We start from the raw sequence: 18,475 nt of genomic DNA, 5'->3' as shown, positions 1-18,475 counted from the left end.
GTATTGGCGCGATATCGTTAGAATCCGTACATCTCTCGCCATACCGACCCCATGAAGGACCAAGCGTGGCTACAAACATCATCACCCGAGAAGGTTACGAGGCGCTGAAAAGCGAGCTGGATCACCTTTGGCGCACTTACCGCCCCGAGATTACCGCCAAGGTTGCCTGGGCCGCGTCGCTGGGCGACCGCAGTGAAAACGCCGACTACCAGTACAACAAGAAGCTGCTACGAGAAATCGACAGGCGCGTGCGCTACCTGCGCAAACGCCTGGAGGACGCGAAAGTCGTCGATTATTCGCCTGAACAGGAAGGCAAGGTGTTCTTCGGCGCCTGGGTAGAGATCGAGAACGACGAAGGCGAGATCAAGACCTTCAGGATCGTCGGTTACGACGAGATCTATGGGCGAAACGACTACATCTCCATCGACTCGCCCATGGCCCGCGCGCTACTGAAGAAAGGCAAGGATGACGAAGTGGTTGTGCAAACGCCTGGAGGCGAAGCCACCTGGTACATCAACAGTGTCACCTACAGGCCACCCGTTTCCTCCGAAGATGCATAGTTCAGTATGAAACTGGCGATCAACCGCGGGTGATCAAACCTTGCCGCGCAACGCGGGTCAGGTGCCCGATTACCTCGGCGGCGTCTTCAGCGCTGGGCGACTGGATCACTGCCAGGTCGAAGCGGTCGCTGGCGAACTGGTCAAGGGAGGCGCGGGTGTCGGCGAACTGAATCAGGAATGCGGTGGCGCTGCCTTTGCGGCGCGGCCAGCCATCGAGAAATCGCAGGAGTGTAGGTTGGTGGCTACCGCCCAGCAAAATGCGCGGCACACGGGTGGCCTGACTGGCAGGCAGAGGGGTCAGACAGACACTGGTACGTGGACAACTCATGGAGTAATTCTCCGCCTCGCAGATCCCGCTGGGCTGCGGTGGGAGGCGTCACCGAACCAGCGTTTTAGCGGTATTCGGTGAACCACATCGGGTTCTCCTGCGCCCCGCAAGTAGCTGTTTAAATCGGCGCAAGTCAGCATCCTAGAGAAGCTGCGGGCGGAATGTCAACCCGCAGAAAGCCACCTTTCTAACATTACGTCACAAAACAACAGCGAAGCGAATTGTGCGCCGTCGTAAGGATTGTTGGGCTGCTGCCCCGTCCTAGCCTCCCGCGGTCATTTACGCCCCACCACCTTGCGCCCCTTCGGCTCCAACGACTCCCGTTCACGGTCGAATGCAAGGAAGTACTTGTTAACGCTGTTGACGTAACTGACCGGTCCCATCCCCACCTGCTCCATGGCGATACGCTCGGTCTGGAAAAACCACTGATTGCCGTTCAAACCCCGGCGCCGCGCTTCTGCCCGCATCGCCTGGACCCGCTCCGGCCCCAAATTGTAGGCCGCCAGGGTAAAGGCCATACGCTCGCGCTCATTAAGCTGGTTACTGGAAAAGAATTTGCGCCGAATCATCGCCATATAGCGCGCACTGGCCTGCACATTGCCATCGACATTGCTGATATTGCTCACCCCCACCCGCTGCGCCGCGCTGGAAGTGATCTGCATCAACCCATGGGTTCCCCCGGCACCTCGGGCCGCAGGGTTGAGCGAAGACTCCTTGAAGGCCACCGCGGCCAGGTTCAACCAATCGATATTCTGTTCGCTGGCATGACGCTGCAAGACCGGCCGCAGCGCTTCCAGCCGCTTGCGGTCATTGCGCGCCAAGGGATTGTGCACCCGGTACAGGCGTCGATAGATACGCTCGAACGCCGCATCCTGGTTCTCCGGCGGCCGATAGCCCTGCAAGAACCGGTCGACACTGGCATGCAACATCACCGCATCGCGCCGCACGTACCAACGCATCGCCTCCGGAGCTGCAACCTGCACCTTGCGATCGATACGCAGCTTGGGCATGACCCTGGCCCAACGCTCGGCGATTGGCTGCTCGACGACTGTCAGGTGAAAAATCCCGGCCTGAACCATTTCCAGAACATCTTCCACCGCCAATGTCGGATCGACCCATTCGACCTTGATCGGCGGCAGCTTGCGCAGGGCCAACTTCTGGTTGATTTCATGCAGGGTATCGCCGGCGGCGCTGGCACTGGTCAGGGCCAGGGTCCGCCCGGACAGCTGCTCGACCCGCTGAAAGCTGCGTTCGCCCTTGCGCCCCACCAGCACCATGGGCACGTTGTCCACCACCGGATCGCTGGCCACCAGGCCACGGGTAGAGGTGGGGTCGAGCAGTTCGCCCGGCGCCACCAGATCGGCTTCGCCACGCTGCAGCGCCGCCAGCAGTTGCTCCTTGGCCCGCGGAATGATTTTCAGGCGAATTTCCTGGCCATCGCGGGCGCGGCCATTGAGGTAGTGCTCAAAGGCACGCAGGCGGTGATATTCCACGCCCACCGGCTCGCCTTTGACTTCACCGGAGCTGTTGCGACTCTGGTTGACCAGCACCTTGAGCACCCGGCTGCTGCGGATCTGCGCCAGGTCGCGGACCTGGGTTTTGCTCACCGTTTGTTGCGGACCGGGCAGGCGCGCGCTGGCCGGGCCTGCCAGAAGCAGCCCAAAGCCCAGCACGATCAACAAAAACAGCGCTCGGGTCATCCGTATCAAGGTCCGCGCGTGTAGGGTTGGCGCCATAGCTTGCGGTCACTCCATGACAATTGACCGCAAAAGACCACGACAACTCATTGAAGTTCTTCGATTTATCGAAATTACTCGAGCTTTGCTATGCTGGCCGGCCAGCGGCCTGAGGTAGCACCATGCAACTCATCGACATCGGCGTCAATCTGACCAACCCAAGTTTTGCCGACAAACACCAAGCGATTCTCGAGCGCGCCGAGGCCGCTGGAGTTGTGCAAATGATGGTGACCGGCACCAGCCTGGAGGGCAGCGAACAGGCGCTGGAGTTGTGCCTGGCGCTGGATGAAAGTGGCCAACGGCTGTTCAGCACCGCCGGTGTTCACCCCCACGATGCCAGCCATTGGAGCAGCGACAGCGCCCGGCAGATGCGGGCCTTGCTGGAGCAGCCCCGGGTGCGTGCGGTGGGCGAATGCGGCCTGGATTTCAACCGTGATTTCTCCCCTCGCCCACAGCAGGAGAAAGCCCTGGAGGAACAACTGGCGCTGGCGGTCGAATTGCAGATGCCGGTATTTCTCCATGAGCGTGATGCCAGCGAGCGTCTGCTGGCAATCCTCAAGGACTACCGTGACCGCCTGCCCGCCGCGGTGGTGCATTGCTTTACCGGCGAACGCGCCGCGCTGTTCGGCTACCTCGATCTCGACCTGCACATCGGCATCACCGGCTGGATCTGCGACGAGCGCCGTGGCACCCACCTGCACCCGCTGGTGAGCAGTATTCCCCAGGGCCGGCTAATGCTCGAAAGCGATGCGCCGTACCTGTTACCGCGCAGCCTGCGGCCAAAGCCCAAGAGCGGCCGCAACGAGCCGGCATTCCTCACCGAAGTACTGCGCGAAGTCGCCTTGCACCGGAACGAAAGCACCGAGCATCTGGCAGCCCATACCACCGCCTGCGCACGCGCCTTCTTTGGTCTGCCCGCGATTATTTGACGCATATCAAGGCGCACCCCTGCTCGGTTCGGCACAATGATGGCACCTTGCCAACAATGTTTCCGCTCAATCAGAGAAGACCTTCCATGGGTGCCTGGCTTAGCAATATCTCCCTGAAATACAAATTCTGGGCCGTCAATGCGGTGGCCTTCGTCACAACCCTGTTCCTGGTGCTGTATGCCGTGCACCTGGAGCAACAGGCCAGGGCGCAGGAAGCCCAGGCCAAGGCCCAGTCCGAGGCTCAGTTGCTGGCGGCCTGGCCAGCTGGCCAGGATCTGCCGCAAAACCCGCTGTGGCTGCAGTACACCCCGGGGCAAGTGCCCTCGTTTGCCGATCACAACCTCGAAGCCCTGGCCAGCGCTCAGGGCTGGGTCGAGCTGCAGGGGCTGGCCCTGACCGGCACCGATCCACTGAGCGGCGCCCAGGTGATCAGCCGCGACGGCCAGCAAATTGCCGTTCTTGCCCCCTCCCCCAGCCTGCTTCAGGTGTTTACCGACCGCTTCACCAACTACGCGGTCTGCGTGCTGATACTGATGCTGGCAATGCTCTGCGCCTCGCAGCTGCTGATCCGCTTCCTGCTCAGCCAGCTCAACACCCTCAAGGACGTGATGCTGCATGTCGAAAAGACCGGCGACCTCTCAGCCCGGGTGCCCTTGTCCTGTGGCGATGAAGTCGGGCAGATGGCCAGCGCCTTCAACGCCATGCAGACCACCTATCATCGCGTGGTCAACACCGTGGCGCGTACCGCCGCCCAGCTCGACTCCGGTGCCGCGCGCCTGGCCGCGAGCATGAACGACGTGCGCCACGGCATGCTCGGCCAGCAGAGCGAAACCGATCAGGCCGCCACCGCGATCAACGAGATGTCGGCCACGGTTTATCACATCGCCCAGCATGCCGGCGCCACCCGCGACTTGTCGCAGACTGCCGACACCCTGGCCGGCAGCGGCCAGGAAGTGGTCAGTCGCGTACAGACTTCGATCTCCGGATTGTCCAGCGGCGTGCAGCAGACCGCCGAAATGATTCGCCAGCTGGCCGAGGACAGCCAGAAGATCAACGGTGTGGTCGGCGTGATTCACAGCATTGCCGAGCAGACCAACCTGCTGGCCCTCAACGCGGCCATCGAAGCTGCCCGTGCTGGCGATCTGGGTCGTGGCTTTGCCGTCGTCGCCGATGAAGTACGCAACCTGGCCAAGCGTGTGCAGGCCTCCACCGATGAAATCACCACCATGGTTGCGGCGCTGCAGGCAGGCACCCGCGATGCGGTGGACTTCATGCAGGAAAGCTCGTTCAAGGCTGACGATTGCGTCCAGCAGGCCCAGGAAGCCGGCGCCGCCCTGGCCGAGATCACTAGTGCGGTCGCACAGATGCGTGAAAGCAACACACAGATTGCCGTCGCCGCCGAGCAGCAAAGCCAGGTGGCCGAAGAAATGAACCGGGCGGTGGTGAGTATTCGCGACGTCACCGAAGAGACCGTTCAGCAGACCGTCGACTCGGCCACCACCAGCAGCGAACTGGCCACCCTGGCCGGTGAACTGAACAAGGCCATTGGCCAACTCAAGCTATAGGCCCGATAGCCGGCGCTCATTGGCCCCCTGACGGGGGCCGCACTATTCTTCAGACATGGCCCTGAGGAGTTTCCCATGAGCAAACGCTTGCCTAACCTGCACGCCTGGCAATGGCGTGGCTACCACCACAATCACCGCAACCCGACCAACCTGGTGTTGCACCTGATCGCTGTGCCGCTGTTCATCCTCGGCGTGCTACTGGTGCTGTCCGGATTGTTCTCGCTAGACCTGGGGCAACTGGCCGTCGGCATCATCGCCCTGATCGCAGGCCTTGGTCTGCAGCGCCAGGGCCATCGCCTGGAAGCCGAACAACCGGAACCCTTCAGCGACCGCAAGGACGCCATCGGCCGGTTGTTGGTGGAACAGTTCATTACCTTTCCGCGCTTTGTGCTCAGTGGCGCCTGGTGGCGCGCCTGGCGCAACCGCCATCGTCACTAGGCTCTGTGTGAAAAGTTTTGAGACGAAGGTCAGGCAAGGCGAAAACAGCCGAGGAAGCGGAGTTTACGGGTTGTAAATGAGCATTCCGAGGCTGTTTTCAACGCAGCATCACCGAGTATCAAGGCTTTTCGTACAGAGCCTAGGCGAAGACGGTCACCGTTTGCCGGCTGATGGCCAGCAACTCACCTGAAGCCGTCCACAGGGCGGCCGCCGCGTGCCCGTAGCCATCGCGGGCATACTCGGTCTGCACGCAATACTTGCACCAGTCCTGGGTGGTCAGGCTCGCCACCGGCTGAATGAATTCGATGGTCCAGGTCAAGGTGCTGCCGGCCGCCGGCTTGTTCAGGTGCGACAACAAGCTGGGTGGCCAGGCATCAACCAGCGCCAGCAGGTGCGCTTCATTCAGGGTTTCGTCACCGCCTTCGTCACGCAAGCGCACCCAACCGCCCATGCTGCGCGAGTGATTGTTGCTGAACGGAATCCCGCCAATCGCCCAGCGCAGGGCCACATGCTGCATGAACTCAGGGGTCACGCCTTTGATATAGGGGAGCTCGCTGGAGGCAGCCTCAAGGCTGCTCATCTCCACCGCAGGCAATGCCGGAAGATTGACCACTGAATCGCGTCCGCCACCGAAACTGCCCTGTATCAGGGTCACTACCTGGCCATTTTGCACCGCACGGCCCAACAAGGAACTGACCGCTTTGCCCTCGCGCAGCAACTCGACTTCAAAACTGATCGGCACCTCGGGCTCGGCCGGGCCGACGAAGGTGATCGCCAGGGAACGCACCGGGCGACCGGGCGAGGTCTTGGTGAGCATGGTTTCGTAGAGCAGGGCCGCCATCAGGCCACCGAAACAGGCGCGCCCTTGCGCCCAGCTGGCAGGAATGGTTACCGCCTGGGGATGCAGGCGGACCGTCTTGAGCAATTGCGAGAAGTTCATGCCGACCTCATCCGTGGGAAAAGGCCGATCTTAACCAGCAGAAGCGCCAGCAGCAGCCCGCATTTCAGCCATATCAGCGGCTTATCGCTGCACCAGCAGCGTTTGCAAGCGCTCCAGGGTGACATCGGCTCGTTGTTCGGCGTCCTGCAGCTGGGCTTGCCAATGCTCGACACAAGGCGCCAGGTCTCGCTGTTGCCCGGCCTGCAGCAACCATTGCAGAAGATCGTGCCAACTACCCAGGTCGCTTTGCGCACGCTTGAGCAAGCGCTGTAAACGGCGCCCGGCATGCTCCAGTTGCGGGTAGGCTTCAGCTGCATAACGCACACGCTTGATCAGCAAACGCAGGCGATGACGGTCATGGGCCGGATCCTGCAGCGCTTCGCGCAGCTGCTTCCACTGCTTTTCCAGGCGCTTGTCGATGCGCTTGTGCAGTTTACGGATCAAGCCTTCGCGCTCAGCGGCCCGCAGGAAGATCGGAAAAGCATCGACAATCGCCAGCAGTCGGCCCAGCTCGGCACTCTCGGCTACGCTGGCGAAAGTTTCCCGGCGGTGAGCCAGACGCACCTGCGCCGCCGCCAGCTGATCGCGCTCAAGCAACTGCGCGGCCAGCACCTCGCGGTCACGCAGCGGGGTAGTCAGATTACCCAACGCCTGCGCCGCGCCTTCCAGCTGTTCGACCCCTGGCAACTCACGCAGTGGTCGCAGCAAGCTGCGCAAGCGGCGCGTGGCAATCCGCAAGTCATGCAGTGCCTCACTGTCGGTGTCAGCCGCCAGCCGTGCCTGACAACCGAGCAGACGAACCTGCAGTGCCAGTACCTGGGCAATCACATGGTCAAGCATGGCTGACATGGTGTTCTCCTGTATCAGCGACCGGCGCGGGATTCACGAATGTAGAAACGCGCTTTTTCAGCTTTGTTGCTGCACCCTTCGAACGCTTCGAACTGCTGCTGGGTCTTGGCCCCGGTCAACAACGAAAGCGCCTTGGAGTAACTGACAGTACCAGCAAAGCCTTCAGCCTTGGCCAGATCAAGTTCCTTCCAGGCCGAGTCCAGCTGATTGGCACAACTGTCGCGATAGGCTGTCTTGCCAGCACAACCGGTCAGGAGCAGAGCAATCAGGGGCAGGCAAATCCAGGCTTTCATCGGTGATTCCTCAAAAGAAAAGTGCAAAGTGGCGTGTTCGACGGCTACAAAGAAGAAAAGTGCCCTGCAAAGCGTAGCGCAGCGCGGATGACGATTGAAGCACAGACGCGAATGGGCGCATTGTTAGACCATCGACGCATTACAACCGGGAGCCATCATGAGCAAACGCGTGGCATTGGTACTGGGCTCGGGCGGAGCTCGCGGGTATGCGCACATTGGGGTTATCGAAGAACTGGAACGTCGCGGCTATGACATCGCCTGTGTCGCCGGTTGCTCCATGGGTGCGGTGATTGGTGGTATCTATGCGGCGGGCAAGCTCGAGGAGTATCGCAACTGGATCGAGAGCCTCGACTACCTGGATGTGCTGCGTCTGGTGGATGTGAGCTTTCGCCTGGGGGCGATCCGTGGCGAGAAAGTATTCGGGCAGATCCGCAAGATTGTCGGCGACGTAAACATCGAAGACCTGCGTATCCCCTACACGGCAGTGGCCGCCGACCTCACCAACCAGCAGGAAATCTGGTTTCAGGAAGGTTGTCTGCACCAGGCCATGCGCGCCTCGGCGGCAATTCCCAGCCTGTTCACCCCGGTGGTGCAAGGCAACCGCATGCTGGTTGACGGCGGCATTCTCAACCCGTTGCCGATCATTCCGGTGGTCTCCAGCCACTGCGACCTGATCATTGCCGTGAACCTCAACTCGACCAACCAGAAGCAGTATCAGCTACCTGTTATCGAACGCCCGGCGGCCTTCAAGCTGCGTTTCGACAACCTGATCAGTTCCCTGGGCTCACACCTGCCGTTCCGGCGTAAACAGGCCGAACAGCTGATGCGCATCGAGCAGGAACTCGCACCGCAGGCCGTACATATCCCCAATCCCTGGCTCAGCGATGCTGCCAACCCCGAAGCCCAGCAACCGGCTGCAGCGCCGGAGAGTGACGGCGCACCGAAGTCGGCGGCCGGCTCGTTCATCATCGACAACGTCGGCCCCGCGTCACTGCTGGATCTGATCAACCAGAGCTTTGAAGTGATGCAGACCTCGCTGGCCCAGTACAAGATCGCCGGCTACCCGCCGGACGTGCTGATCAACGTCCCCAAGCGCGTGTGTCGTTTTTTCGAGTTTTACAAAGCGCCGGAGCTGATAGCCCTGGGCCGGGAGATAGCGCGCGATACCATGGAGAACTACGAGGCGGAGCGGCGCTGATGGTGGGAGCAGGCCGTTAGCCCTGCTCCGGCCCCACCAACCGGTACCCGACCCCAGGCTCGGTGATGATGAAGCGTGGCGCCGTCGGGTCATCACCCAGCTTCTGCCGCACATGCGCGACCACAATGCGCAAGTAATGGGTGTCGTCGACATGGGTCGGCCCCCAGATGTCCTTGAGCAGTTGCTGCTGGGTAATCACCCGTCCCGGATGCGTTGCCAGTTGCGCCAGCAGCGCGTATTCCTTGCGGGTCAGGGCCACCTCGACACCGTCCAGGGTGACCTTGCGAAAGGCCAGGTCAACCGTCAAGGGACCGAAGCTTGGCGCGACATCCGTTGCCGCAGCCTGAGGCGCCTGACGCAACAACGCGCGCACCCGGGCAAGAAACTCCTGGATGCCGAACGGCTTGGTCACGTAGTCGTTGGCGCCGTTATCAAGGGCCTCGACTTTCTGGATTTCACTGGCACGCACTGACAACACCAGCACCGGCACCGGGCTCCATTCGCGCAGTTCGCGCAGCACCTGCTGACCGTCCATGTCCGGCAGGCCAAGGTCGAGCACCACCAGGTCGGGCCGGGCCAGCGCGGCCTGAGTCAGGCCCTCGGCACCGCTGGCCGCCTCCACTACCTTATAGCCCTGGGAACTGAGGCTGATGCGCAGGAACTTGCGGATCTGTGGTTCATCATCGATGACCAGAAGGGTGGCAATCTGGCTCATGGCGCTTCGCTTTCAGGCTCGGGCTGGGTCGGAAGCGGCAAGCATAATGTGATGCAGGTGCCGTGACCATCGATACCCTCACTCACCAGAATATGCCCGCCGTGCGCCCCGATCATGCCTTGGCAGATGGCCAGGCCAAGGCCGGTGCCCTGCCCGCCGCGATCACCCCGGGCAGCGGTGTAGAACATGTCGAAGATCTTCTCGCGATCAGCCGCTGGAATACCCGGGCCTTCATCGCTGACCGCAAAGCGCAACTGTTCATCGTCAGCCGACACCTGCAACTGCAGGCGGCCGTTGACCGGCGAAAAGCGCGCGGCGTTCTCCAGTACATTGACCAACGCCTGCTCGATCAAGGCAGCATGTACGAACAGCAGCGGCAAACCGTCCGCCACTTCGGTAGACACCTGCAATGGTGCCAGCACCACCCGCAAGCGGTTGAGCGCACTGCCGACGATATCGGTGGGCGCCACCCAGTCACGGGCCAGTTTCAGGCCGCCGTGGCCCAGGCGGGTCATGTCCAGCAGGTTCTGGATATAACGGTCCAGGCGTTCGGCTTCGTTACGCGTGCCCTCAAGCAACTCTTGGCGATCCGCCATGGGGATCGCTTCGCCCAGGGCCAGAAGGCTGTCGATGCTGCCGCGCATGGCAGTCAAGGGTGTACGCAGGTCATGCGACACTGACGCCAGCAAAGCACTGCGCAATTGCTCGGTTTCGCCATGCAACCGCGCCGCTTCCAGTTGTTCAGCCAGACGTGCCCGGGCCAGGGCCTGGGCCAGGGGCTGGCTGAGCGCCTTGAGCAGACGCCGGCGCTGCGCGGTAAGGCTCTGGCCCTGCCGCGGACGCACGCCGAGCAGCGCCAGCGGTTGTTCTTCCACCGACAGCGGCCACCACCACCAACGGCCATTGGGCAAGGTATCACTGCCCAGGCCTGCGGCCTGATCGTGCTGCCAGGCCCAGTCGGCTGCGGCCCGCTCGTTGTCGTTGAACTGCACGCTGGCAGCACTGGCAACCTGCAAGCGCCCTTCCACATCGCGCTCAAGCAGACACACCTGCAAATCGTTCCAGCCATCCAGATGTTGTCCGGCGGCATTGAACACCGCCTGGCGGTCAGTGGCGGCGGTCAGTTTGCGTGACAGATCGAGCAACTGGTTGGTCTGTTCCTGCGTCTCGCGCAGCGCCTGCAACTGCCGACGCTGGCGGGCAGCCAGGTTGCCGGTCAGCGCCGCCATCAACAGAAAGAACAGCGAGGTCAGCACATCCTCTTCACGCTGGATGCTGAAGGAGAAGTTCGGCGGAATGAATAGAAAGTCATAGGTCAGGAACGACATCGCCGCACAGGCCAGCGCCGGGCCCAAGCTGCTGCGCACGGCCACCAGCAACACCGCGGCAAGAAACACCAGCGAGATGTTGGGCAAAGCCAGAACACCGGAAACGCCCCAGGAAATCCCCGCTGCGAGCACAGTGGCGACCAGCGCCAACAGGTAGTGGCGCCAGACCCAGACCTTCTTCACCGCCGCGCTCGGCGGTTCGGGGCGTTCGTCGCGGTCGAGCACGTTGATTTCCAGGCCATGGGCCTCACGCAACAAGCGCGTGGCCACGCCGGCACCGAACAAGCGCCGACGCAAGCGATCCCGGGACTGGCCGACCAGCACCAGGTTGGCGCGACGTTCGAGGGCGTGCTGGATCAGGGTTTTCGCCACTTCACCGGCGCGCAGCAACACCACTTCGCCACCCAGGCGCTCGGCCAGTTGCTGGGCTGCCTGCAAACGCTGGCGAGCGGTTTCGTCCCGCAGTTTGCCATTGTCGACATGCACCAGGCTCCAGGGCAGGTGACGACGCTGGGCCACCCGGCTGGCGTGGCGCACCAGACGCTCGGCCTGGGCATCGCCATCCACCCCGACCAGCAAACGCCCGCGCAACGACGGCGCATCCTGGCCCAGCTGACGGTAACCATGCGCGAGATCAGCATCGACCTGGGCCGCCGCCGTCTGCATGGCCAGCTCGCGCAATGCGGTGAGGTTGGTCTGGCTGAAGAAGGCATCGATTGCCGCCCGCGCCTGCTCCGGCACATAGACCTTGCCTTCGCGCAGGCGCTCGAGCAATTCACGCGGCGGCAGGTCAATCAGGACCAGTTCAAAGGCTTCCTGCAGCACCCAGTCCGGCAGGGTTTCACGCACCTGCACGCCGGTGATGCCACGCACCTGGTCGTTGAGACTTTCCAGGTGCTGAACGTTGACGGTGGTGTAGACATCGATACCGGCCGCCAGCAGTTCCTGCACATCCTGCCAGCGTTTGGCATGGCGACTGCCGGGCGCGTTGCTGTGGGCCAGCTCGTCGACCAGCGCCAGTTGCGGCGCGGCCTTGAGCAGGCCATCGAGGTCCATTTCCTCAAGCTGCACACCGCGATACTCCGAGCGCACCAGAGGTTGTTGCGCCAACCCGGCGAGCAAGGATTCGGTTTCGGCCCGACCATGGGTTTCAACCACCGCCGCCAGCACCTGCACGCCCTGGCGCACCTGGGCATGGGCGGCCTGGAGCATGGCGTAGGTCTTGCCCACCCCCGGCGCTGCGCCCAAAAACACCTTGAGCCTGCCGCGCCCTTCGCGCGGCAGCCCGGCCAACAACGCATCAGCGCGTTCGGAGTTGCTATCGCTCACTGCTTGTCCTTATTTCGAAGCCGGGGCCAGCCGTTCGAGGGCGGCGTTCAAGGCCAGTACATTGACCACCGGCGGACCGATCAATGGCTGCAGGGTGGACTGCTCGACCAGACCTTGCAAGACCTCCGTGCTGAGCTGACGCGCAGCCGCTACCCGCGGCAATTGATAGGCCACTGCAGCAGGCGACAAATGCGGATCCAGGCCACTGCCGGAGGTGGTCAGCAGGTCCAGCGGTACCGCGCCCTGTGCTTCGATGTACTGCTGCGAAGCGCTGTCGTTGATGCGTTGGGCCAGCGCCGGGGTTGCTCGGCGCCAGGTTGCTGGCACCGCTGGCGACGGTGGCATAGTCAGCCGCCGATGGCCGTGCGTGGAACCAGGCATCGCCCTTGAACACCTGGGCGATCAGCAGCGAGCCGCGCACCTGGCCCTGGTCATCGCGTAGCAGGCTGCCGTTGGCCTGCTCGGGGAAAGCCACCTGGGCCACCCCGGTGACCACCAGCGGATACACCGCACCGGTGATCAGGGTCATCAGCAGGATCAGGCTCGTGGCCGGACGTAGATAAGTAGTCATGGTCATCTCCTTGGTATCAGACCAGATGCAAAGCGGTGAGCAGCATGTCGATCAGCTTGATCCCGGCGAACGGCACGATCAGCCCGCCCACGCCGTAGATCAGCAAATTGCGGCGCAGCAGGTGGGCAGCACTGGCGGCCTGCACCCGCACGCCGCGCAGGGCCAGGGGAATCAGCACGACGATGATCAGGGCGTTGAAAACAATCGCCGAGAGAATCGCGCTCTGCGGGCTGGTCAGCCGCATGAGGTTGAGCACACCCAGTTGCGGATAGATCGCCGCAAACAGCGCCGGGAGGATGGCGAAGTACTTGGCCACGTCGTTGGCAATCGAGAAGGTGGTCAAGGCGCCGCGGGTCACCAGCAGTTCCTTGCCGACCTGGACCACATCCAGCAGCTTGGTCGGGTCGCTGTCCAGGTCGACCATGTTGGCCGCCTCGCGGGCTGCCTGGGTGCCGTCGTTCATGGCCATGCCGACATCGGCCTGGGCCAGTGCCGGGGCGTCGTTGGCGCCGTCGCCGCACATGGCGACCAGACGGCCGTCGTTCTGCTCCTGGCGAATGCGTGCCAGCTTCTTCTCCGGCGTGGCTTCGGACAGCACATCATCGACCCCGGCTTCGGCGGCGATGGCAGCAGCGGTCAGCGGGTTGTCGCCAGTGACCATCACAGTGCGGATGCCCAGCTTGCGCAGCTCGGCAAAGCGCTCGCGAATCCCCGGCTTGACCACGTCCTTGAGGTGGATCACGCCCAGCAGACGCTTGTCGACACAGACCAGCAAGGGCGTGCCGCCGCTCTGGGCGATCTTGTCCACTTCGCGGGCCAGCGACGCCGGCATTTCCAGGCGCTGCAGGCCAACGAAGGCCAGCACTGAATCTACCGCGCCCTTACGGAACCGACGCTGCTGGTAGTCAACACCGGACAGGCGCGTCTCGGCGCTGAAGGCCACGGGTATCAGTTGATCGGCGCCCGGCTCGTCGAAGTCGTGCAACTGGCGCAGGTACTCGACAATCGACTTGCCCTCGGCAGTGTCGTCAGCCAGCGAAGCCAGCAAGGCGCCCTCGCCCAGTTCTTTGGAAGTCACACCAGGGGCGGCATGCAAGGCACTGCAACGACGGTTGCCGAAGGTGATGGTGCCGGTCTTGTCGAGCATCAGCACATGCACATCACCGGCGGCTTCCACCGCGCGGCCAGAACGGGCAATCACATTGAGGCGCACCAGGCGGTCCATGCCGGCGATACCGATGGCCGACAGCAGACCGCCGATGGTGGTCGGAATCAGGGTGACCAGCAGCGCCACCAGAAACACCAGCGGAATGCTGCCACCGGCAAAGTGCGCGAACGGCTGCAGGGTTACCACGACCACCAGGAAGATCATGGTCAGGCCGATCAGCAGGATGTCCAGGGCGATCTCGTTGGGGGTCTTCTGGCGCTTGGCGCCTTCGACCAGGGCGATCATGCGGTCCAGGGTCGATTCGCCAGGGTTGCTGGTGATGCGGATCAGCAACCAGTCGGAGACCAGCCGGGTATTGCCGGTCACCGCCGAGCGATCACCACCGGACTCACGGATCACCGGCGCGGACTCACCGGTAATCGCCGCTTCGTTGACCGCGGCAATCCCTTCGAGCACTTCGCCGTCACTGGGGATCATCTCCCCGGCCATGACCTTGACCACATCGTCCTTGCGCAGGCTGGTCGCCGGCACTATCTCGAAACTGCCCGACGCGTTGCGACGCCGGGCGCTGAGACCCTGGCTACCGGCCTTGAGGCTGTCGGCACGAGCTTTACCACGGCCTTCGGCCAGGGCTTCGGCAAAGTTGGCAAACAACACGGTGAACCACAGCCACAGGGCAATCTGCACTGCCACCGCGGTCGGCACAGCAATGTCGGGCACCAGGCATAGCAAGGTGGTGAAAACGGCGGTCAGCTCGACCACCAGCATCACCGGTGAGCGTTTGAGCTGACGTGGGTCGAGCTTGACGAACGCCTGCAGCAGCGCCGGGCGCCATAGTGCGGCAAAGCTGGTCCGTGCCGCCGGGGCCGGAGCCGCTTTCACTTCAGGAATCGGCATATTCATGATTCGCTCCTCAGAAACCCAGGCTCAGGTGTTCGGTGATCGGGCCCAGAGCCAGGGCCGGCAGGAAGGTCAATCCACCGATCAACAGAATGGTGACGACCAGCAAGGTGGCAAACAACGGACCGTGGGTCGGGAAGCTGTTCTCGCCCAGCGGCGCGGTCTTCTTCAGCGCCAGACTGCCGGCCAGGGCCAGCACCGGCAGGATGTAGCCGAAGCGGCCGATCAACATGCCCAAGCCAAGCATCAGGTTGTGGAAGGTGGTGTTGGCGCCGAAGCCGGCAAAGGCCGAACCGTTGTTGGCGCTGGCCGAGGTATAGGCGTAGAGCACCTGGCTGAAGCCGTGGGCACCGGGGTTGGTGACCGAGGCTGCAGGACCTGGCAGGCTGGCCGCCAGGGCACTGAGAATCAGCACGCCGACCGGCATCACCAGCAGGGTCGCCACCAGCAGCTGCACTTCTCGCGCCTGGAGTTTTTTGCCCAGGTATTCCGGTGTGCGGCCGATCATCAGGCCCGCCAGGAACACCGCGATCAGCACGTTGAGCAACATGCCATAGAGCCCGGCACCGACACCGCCGAAGATCACCTCGCCAACCATCATGTTGACCAGCGCGACCATGCCGCTGATGGGGTTGAGACTGTCGTGCATGTTGTTCACCGAGCCGTTGGAGGCGGCAGTGGTGGTCACCGTCCACAGTACGCTGGCGGTGGTGCCGAAGCGGTTCTCCTTGCCTTCCAGTGGTGCGCTCTGTGCAACCTGCGGGTTGTTCAGGCTCGGGTTGGCCTGGTATTCCGACCACAGTGCCGTGCCGCCACCGATCAGGAACAGCGCCAGCATGCAGGCGATGATCGCGCGGCTTTGGCGCAGGTCTTTGACATAGTGACCGAAGGTGAACACCAGGGCTGCCGGAATCAGAATGATCGAGGCCACCTCGAACAGGTTGCTCCAGGCCGTCGGGTTCTCGAACGGGTGCGCCGAGTTGACGCCGAAAAAGCCGCCGCCATTGGTGCCCAGTTGCTTGATGGCGATCTGGCTGGCCGCAGGGCCCAGCGGGATGGTCTGGTCAGCCCCTTGCAGGGTCAGGGCCTGGACGTAATGACCGAAGGTCTGCGGCACGCCCTGCCAGACCAGCAACAAAGCCAGCAGCAGGCACAGCGGCAGCAGGCCGTAGAGCGTGGCCCGGGTCATGTCGACCCAGAAGTTGCCCAGGGTGTGGGCAGAGCGCCGGGCAATGCCACGGCACAGCGCGACCAGCACGGCAAGGCCGGTGGCGGCGCTGACAAAGTTCTGCACCGTCAAGCCGATCATCTGGCTCAGGTAGCTGACCGACGCTTCGCCGCTGTAGGCCTGCCAGTTGGTGTTGGTGACAAAACTCACCGCCGTATTGAACGCCAGTGACCACTCCTGACCCGGCAGGTGCTGCGGATTGAGTGGCAGGTAGCCTTGCAACAGCAACACGGCAAACACCAGCACAAAGCCGGCCAGGTTGAAAGCCAGCAAGGCCAGGGTGTATTGCTTCCAGTTATGCTCGTCTCCGGCATCGACCCCGGCCAGCCGGTAGCAGCCACGCTCCACCGGCCCCAACACCGGCGTCAGCCAGGTGCGCTGGCCCTCCATCACCTTGTAATAGAAACGCCCGAGCCAGGGCGCCGGGAGCAACACCAGCGCAAAGAACGCCAGCAGCAACGCATAATCGTAACTGTGCATGGTCGCTCCTAACCCCGGTCAGCGCGCAGCAGCGCGACCATCAGGTAGATCATCAACGCCACTGCCAGCAGCAGTGACACCCCGTCCAGAATGCTCATCGAAACTCTCCGTCCTTACGGCACTTTGCCGCTGACGGTCATTGTCGGTAGAGCTGCTGTAAAGGCGCGAGATCAGGACCTTGGCCAGCTCATAAAGAATGCGTAAAGAACGCCGTTAGTGCCCTGCCAATGCCAGCCACTGTGGCGGTTGTACGTAATTGGCGACCCAGTCGACGACCGCCTCGGCCGACATTGGCCGGGCAATGCCGTAGCCCTGGGCGACATCACACCCCAGGTCCATCAGCAACTGACCGTGCTCGATGGTCTCCAGGCCCTCGGCAATCACCTGGCGCCCAAAGGCCCTGGCCAGACCGATCACCGCCCGGGTCAGCGCCAGATCGTCATGGTCATGGAGGATGTCGCGCACGAAGGATTTGTCGATCTTGATGGTGCGGGTCGGCAGGCGCTTGAGGTAGCTCAACGACGAGTAGCCGGTGCCGAAATCATCCAGCGAGAACTGCACGCCCAACTGCTGGCAAGCGTCCAGGCACTGGCTGACGCGCTGGATGTTCTCGATCGCTACCGACTCGACGATTTCCAGATCGAGCATCTGCGGTGCCACGCCCGGGTGACGCGCCAGCAGGTGCTTTAGACGCTCGACAAAGTCACTGCGCTGAACGTGCCGGGCAGCAATGTTTACACTCACCGGCCATACGTGCCCGGCCTGCTGCCAGCGCTGCATCTGCGCCATGGCCTGGTCGATGACCCACTCGCCGATATCGACAATCAGGTCGGTCTGCTCCACCAGCGGGAGGAAATCGGCCGGTGCCACCAAGCCCTTGAGCGGGTGCTGCCAGCGCAGCAAAGCCTCGAAACCGAGCACCTCGCCACTGCGCATGTTGACCTTGGGCTGGTAATGCAGACACAGCTCGCCCATGGTCAGCGCCTGACGCACCCGTGCCACCGTCTGGTGAGTGGCCTTGACCTCGCGGTCCAGCGACACATCGAACAGGTGGTAGCGATTGCGTCCACTCTGCTTGGCCACATACAGCGCCTGATCGGCATGACGCACCAGGGTGTCGGCATCTTCATTGTCGAGGGGGAACAGGGTCACCCCGATACTGGCGCTGACACTGACCTCGCGATCACGGATCGAGTACGGCGCGGCAATCGCCTTGAGTACCCGTTGCAATGCCAGGTGCAGCTGTGCAGGGTCCTGTACATGACGCAAGATCAACACGAACTCATCGCCCGAAAGCCGCGCCACCGCGTCGCCGCCACGCAAGATGCCTTTCAGGCGATTGGCCACTTCCACCAGCAACAGGTCGCCACTGGCATGACCGTAGCCGTCATTGACCGCCTTGAAGCCATCCAGATCGAGCATGCACACGGCCAAGGCAATGTCTTCGCGCCGCGAGAACTCCAGCGCCTGATTCAACAGGTCAGACAGGTAGGCGCGATTGGGCAGGCCGGTCAGCACGTCATGGCCCACCCGCCACTGCAGGGTATGCAGTAACTGGCGCTTCTCGGTCACGTCGAAGCGGATCGACACGTACTTGCGCACCTGGCCGGTGGCCGGATCGATCAACGGCACCATGGTGCTGTCGACCCAGTACAGCGAACCGTCCTTGGCGCGGTTGCAGATTTCGCCCTTCCACGCCTTGCCGGCGACCAGGGCACGCCACATGCCATCGAAAAACGCCGGATCGTGCAGACCGGAATTGAGGATCCGGTGATTGGCCCCCAGCAACTCGTCGCGTCGATAGCCAGAGATGCTGCAGAACTGTTCGTTGACGTAAGTGATCCGACCACTCAAGTCGGTTTCGGAAAAGATCGCGGCCGCATCTACGGCCGTGCGGTAATTGTCGTCCATGAAAATCTC

At 62.7% G+C, this 18,475-nt stretch carries 16 protein-coding genes and 1 pseudogene; 5 read left to right on the top strand and 12 right to left on the bottom strand.

Going from position 1 to position 18,475, the window contains the following annotated elements; genetic code table 11:
- Positions 1-65: 65 nt before the first annotated feature.
- Positions 66-560: a transcription elongation factor GreB gene (gene greB / locus ACVI9W_RS20935; protein WP_461531040.1), complete on the top strand. Its 495-nt coding sequence runs from the start codon at positions 66-68 to the stop codon at positions 558-560.
- A gap of 19 nt (positions 561-579) precedes the next feature.
- Here greB and ACVI9W_RS20930 read toward each other — a convergent pair whose 3' ends face one another.
- Complete coding sequence (locus tag ACVI9W_RS20930; RefSeq protein ID WP_038609161.1) at positions 580-888, bottom strand: hypothetical protein; 309 nt, start codon at positions 886-888, stop codon at positions 580-582.
- Positions 889-1,163: 275 nt separating this feature from the next.
- Positions 1,164-2,588 carry an MltF family protein gene (locus ACVI9W_RS20925; RefSeq protein ID WP_461531039.1) on the bottom strand — a complete coding sequence of 475 codons (1,425 nt, stop codon included), beginning with the start codon at positions 2,586-2,588 and terminating at the stop codon, positions 1,164-1,166.
- A gap of 158 nt (positions 2,589-2,746) precedes the next feature.
- On the opposite strand from ACVI9W_RS20925, the gene ACVI9W_RS20920 reads away from it, so the two are divergent.
- From ACVI9W_RS20920 to ACVI9W_RS20910, 3 genes are all read left to right on the top strand, one after another.
- Positions 2,747-3,553: a TatD family hydrolase gene (locus tag ACVI9W_RS20920; RefSeq protein ID WP_461531038.1), complete on the top strand. Its 807-nt coding sequence runs from the start codon at positions 2,747-2,749 to the stop codon at positions 3,551-3,553.
- Between the two features lie 86 nt (positions 3,554-3,639).
- On the top strand, positions 3,640-5,118 hold the full coding sequence (locus ACVI9W_RS20915; protein ID WP_342624877.1) for a methyl-accepting chemotaxis protein: 1,479 nt from the start codon (positions 3,640-3,642) through the stop codon (positions 5,116-5,118).
- A gap of 75 nt (positions 5,119-5,193) precedes the next feature.
- The gene (locus tag ACVI9W_RS20910; RefSeq protein WP_342624876.1) at positions 5,194-5,556 is read left to right on the top strand and encodes an Mpo1-like protein; all 363 of its coding nucleotides are present in this window, start codon (positions 5,194-5,196) and stop codon (positions 5,554-5,556) included.
- A gap of 139 nt (positions 5,557-5,695) precedes the next feature.
- Here ACVI9W_RS20910 and ACVI9W_RS20905 read toward each other — a convergent pair whose 3' ends face one another.
- From ACVI9W_RS20905 to ACVI9W_RS20895, 3 genes are all read right to left on the bottom strand, one after another.
- The gene (locus ACVI9W_RS20905; RefSeq protein ID WP_461531037.1) at positions 5,696-6,496 is read right to left on the bottom strand and encodes an acyl-CoA thioesterase; all 801 of its coding nucleotides are present in this window, start codon (positions 6,494-6,496) and stop codon (positions 5,696-5,698) included.
- 81 nt (positions 6,497-6,577) lie between these two features.
- Entirely contained in the window at positions 6,578-7,345 is a 768-nt protein-coding gene (locus ACVI9W_RS20900) for a CHAD domain-containing protein (RefSeq protein ID WP_461531036.1), read from the bottom strand.
- 14 nt (positions 7,346-7,359) lie between these two features.
- The gene (locus ACVI9W_RS20895; protein WP_332510225.1) at positions 7,360-7,638 is read right to left on the bottom strand and encodes a hypothetical protein; all 279 of its coding nucleotides are present in this window, start codon (positions 7,636-7,638) and stop codon (positions 7,360-7,362) included.
- Positions 7,639-7,795: 157 nt separating this feature from the next.
- On the opposite strand from ACVI9W_RS20895, the gene ACVI9W_RS20890 reads away from it, so the two are divergent.
- Positions 7,796-8,836, top strand: coding sequence for a patatin-like phospholipase family protein (locus ACVI9W_RS20890; RefSeq protein ID WP_461531035.1), 1,041 nt, complete (start codon positions 7,796-7,798; stop codon positions 8,834-8,836).
- A gap of 16 nt (positions 8,837-8,852) precedes the next feature.
- Here the strand turns inward: ACVI9W_RS20890 and ACVI9W_RS20885 are convergent, their stop codons facing one another.
- The 7 genes and pseudogenes from ACVI9W_RS20885 to ACVI9W_RS20855 all read right to left on the bottom strand — a co-directional run bounded on the left by ACVI9W_RS20885 (position 8,853) and on the right by ACVI9W_RS20855 (position 18,466).
- On the bottom strand, positions 8,853-9,551 hold the full coding sequence (locus ACVI9W_RS20885; protein ID WP_038609137.1) for a response regulator: 699 nt from the start codon (positions 9,549-9,551) through the stop codon (positions 8,853-8,855).
- Positions 9,548-12,208 (bottom strand): DUF4118 domain-containing protein, encoded by a 2,661-nt coding sequence (locus tag ACVI9W_RS20880; RefSeq protein ID WP_461531034.1) that lies wholly within the window; start codon positions 12,206-12,208, stop codon positions 9,548-9,550. Before ACVI9W_RS20880 ends, ACVI9W_RS20885 begins: the two co-directional genes overlap by 4 nt.
- Before the next feature lie 9 nt (positions 12,209-12,217).
- Positions 12,218-12,779: pseudogene (gene kdpC / locus ACVI9W_RS20875) on the bottom strand (potassium-transporting ATPase subunit KdpC).
- Positions 12,780-12,795: 16 nt separating this feature from the next.
- Positions 12,796-14,850, bottom strand: coding sequence for a potassium-transporting ATPase subunit KdpB (gene kdpB / locus ACVI9W_RS20870; protein WP_461531033.1), 2,055 nt, complete (start codon positions 14,848-14,850; stop codon positions 12,796-12,798).
- A gap of 10 nt (positions 14,851-14,860) precedes the next feature.
- Positions 14,861-16,555 carry a potassium-transporting ATPase subunit KdpA gene (kdpA, locus tag ACVI9W_RS20865; protein ID WP_461531032.1) on the bottom strand — a complete coding sequence of 565 codons (1,695 nt, stop codon included), beginning with the start codon at positions 16,553-16,555 and terminating at the stop codon, positions 14,861-14,863.
- Positions 16,556-16,563: 8 nt separating this feature from the next.
- Positions 16,564-16,653: a K(+)-transporting ATPase subunit F gene (gene kdpF, locus ACVI9W_RS20860; protein WP_105642480.1), complete on the bottom strand. Its 90-nt coding sequence runs from the start codon at positions 16,651-16,653 to the stop codon at positions 16,564-16,566.
- A gap of 115 nt (positions 16,654-16,768) precedes the next feature.
- Complete coding sequence (locus tag ACVI9W_RS20855) at positions 16,769-18,466, bottom strand: putative bifunctional diguanylate cyclase/phosphodiesterase (protein WP_461531031.1); 1,698 nt, start codon at positions 18,464-18,466, stop codon at positions 16,769-16,771.
- Positions 18,467-18,475: the final 9 nt, after the last annotated feature.

The sequence above is a fragment of the Pseudomonas sp. 210_17 TE3656 genome (genome assembly GCF_054821965.1).
This window is presented reverse-complemented; position numbering and strand designations above follow the sequence as displayed.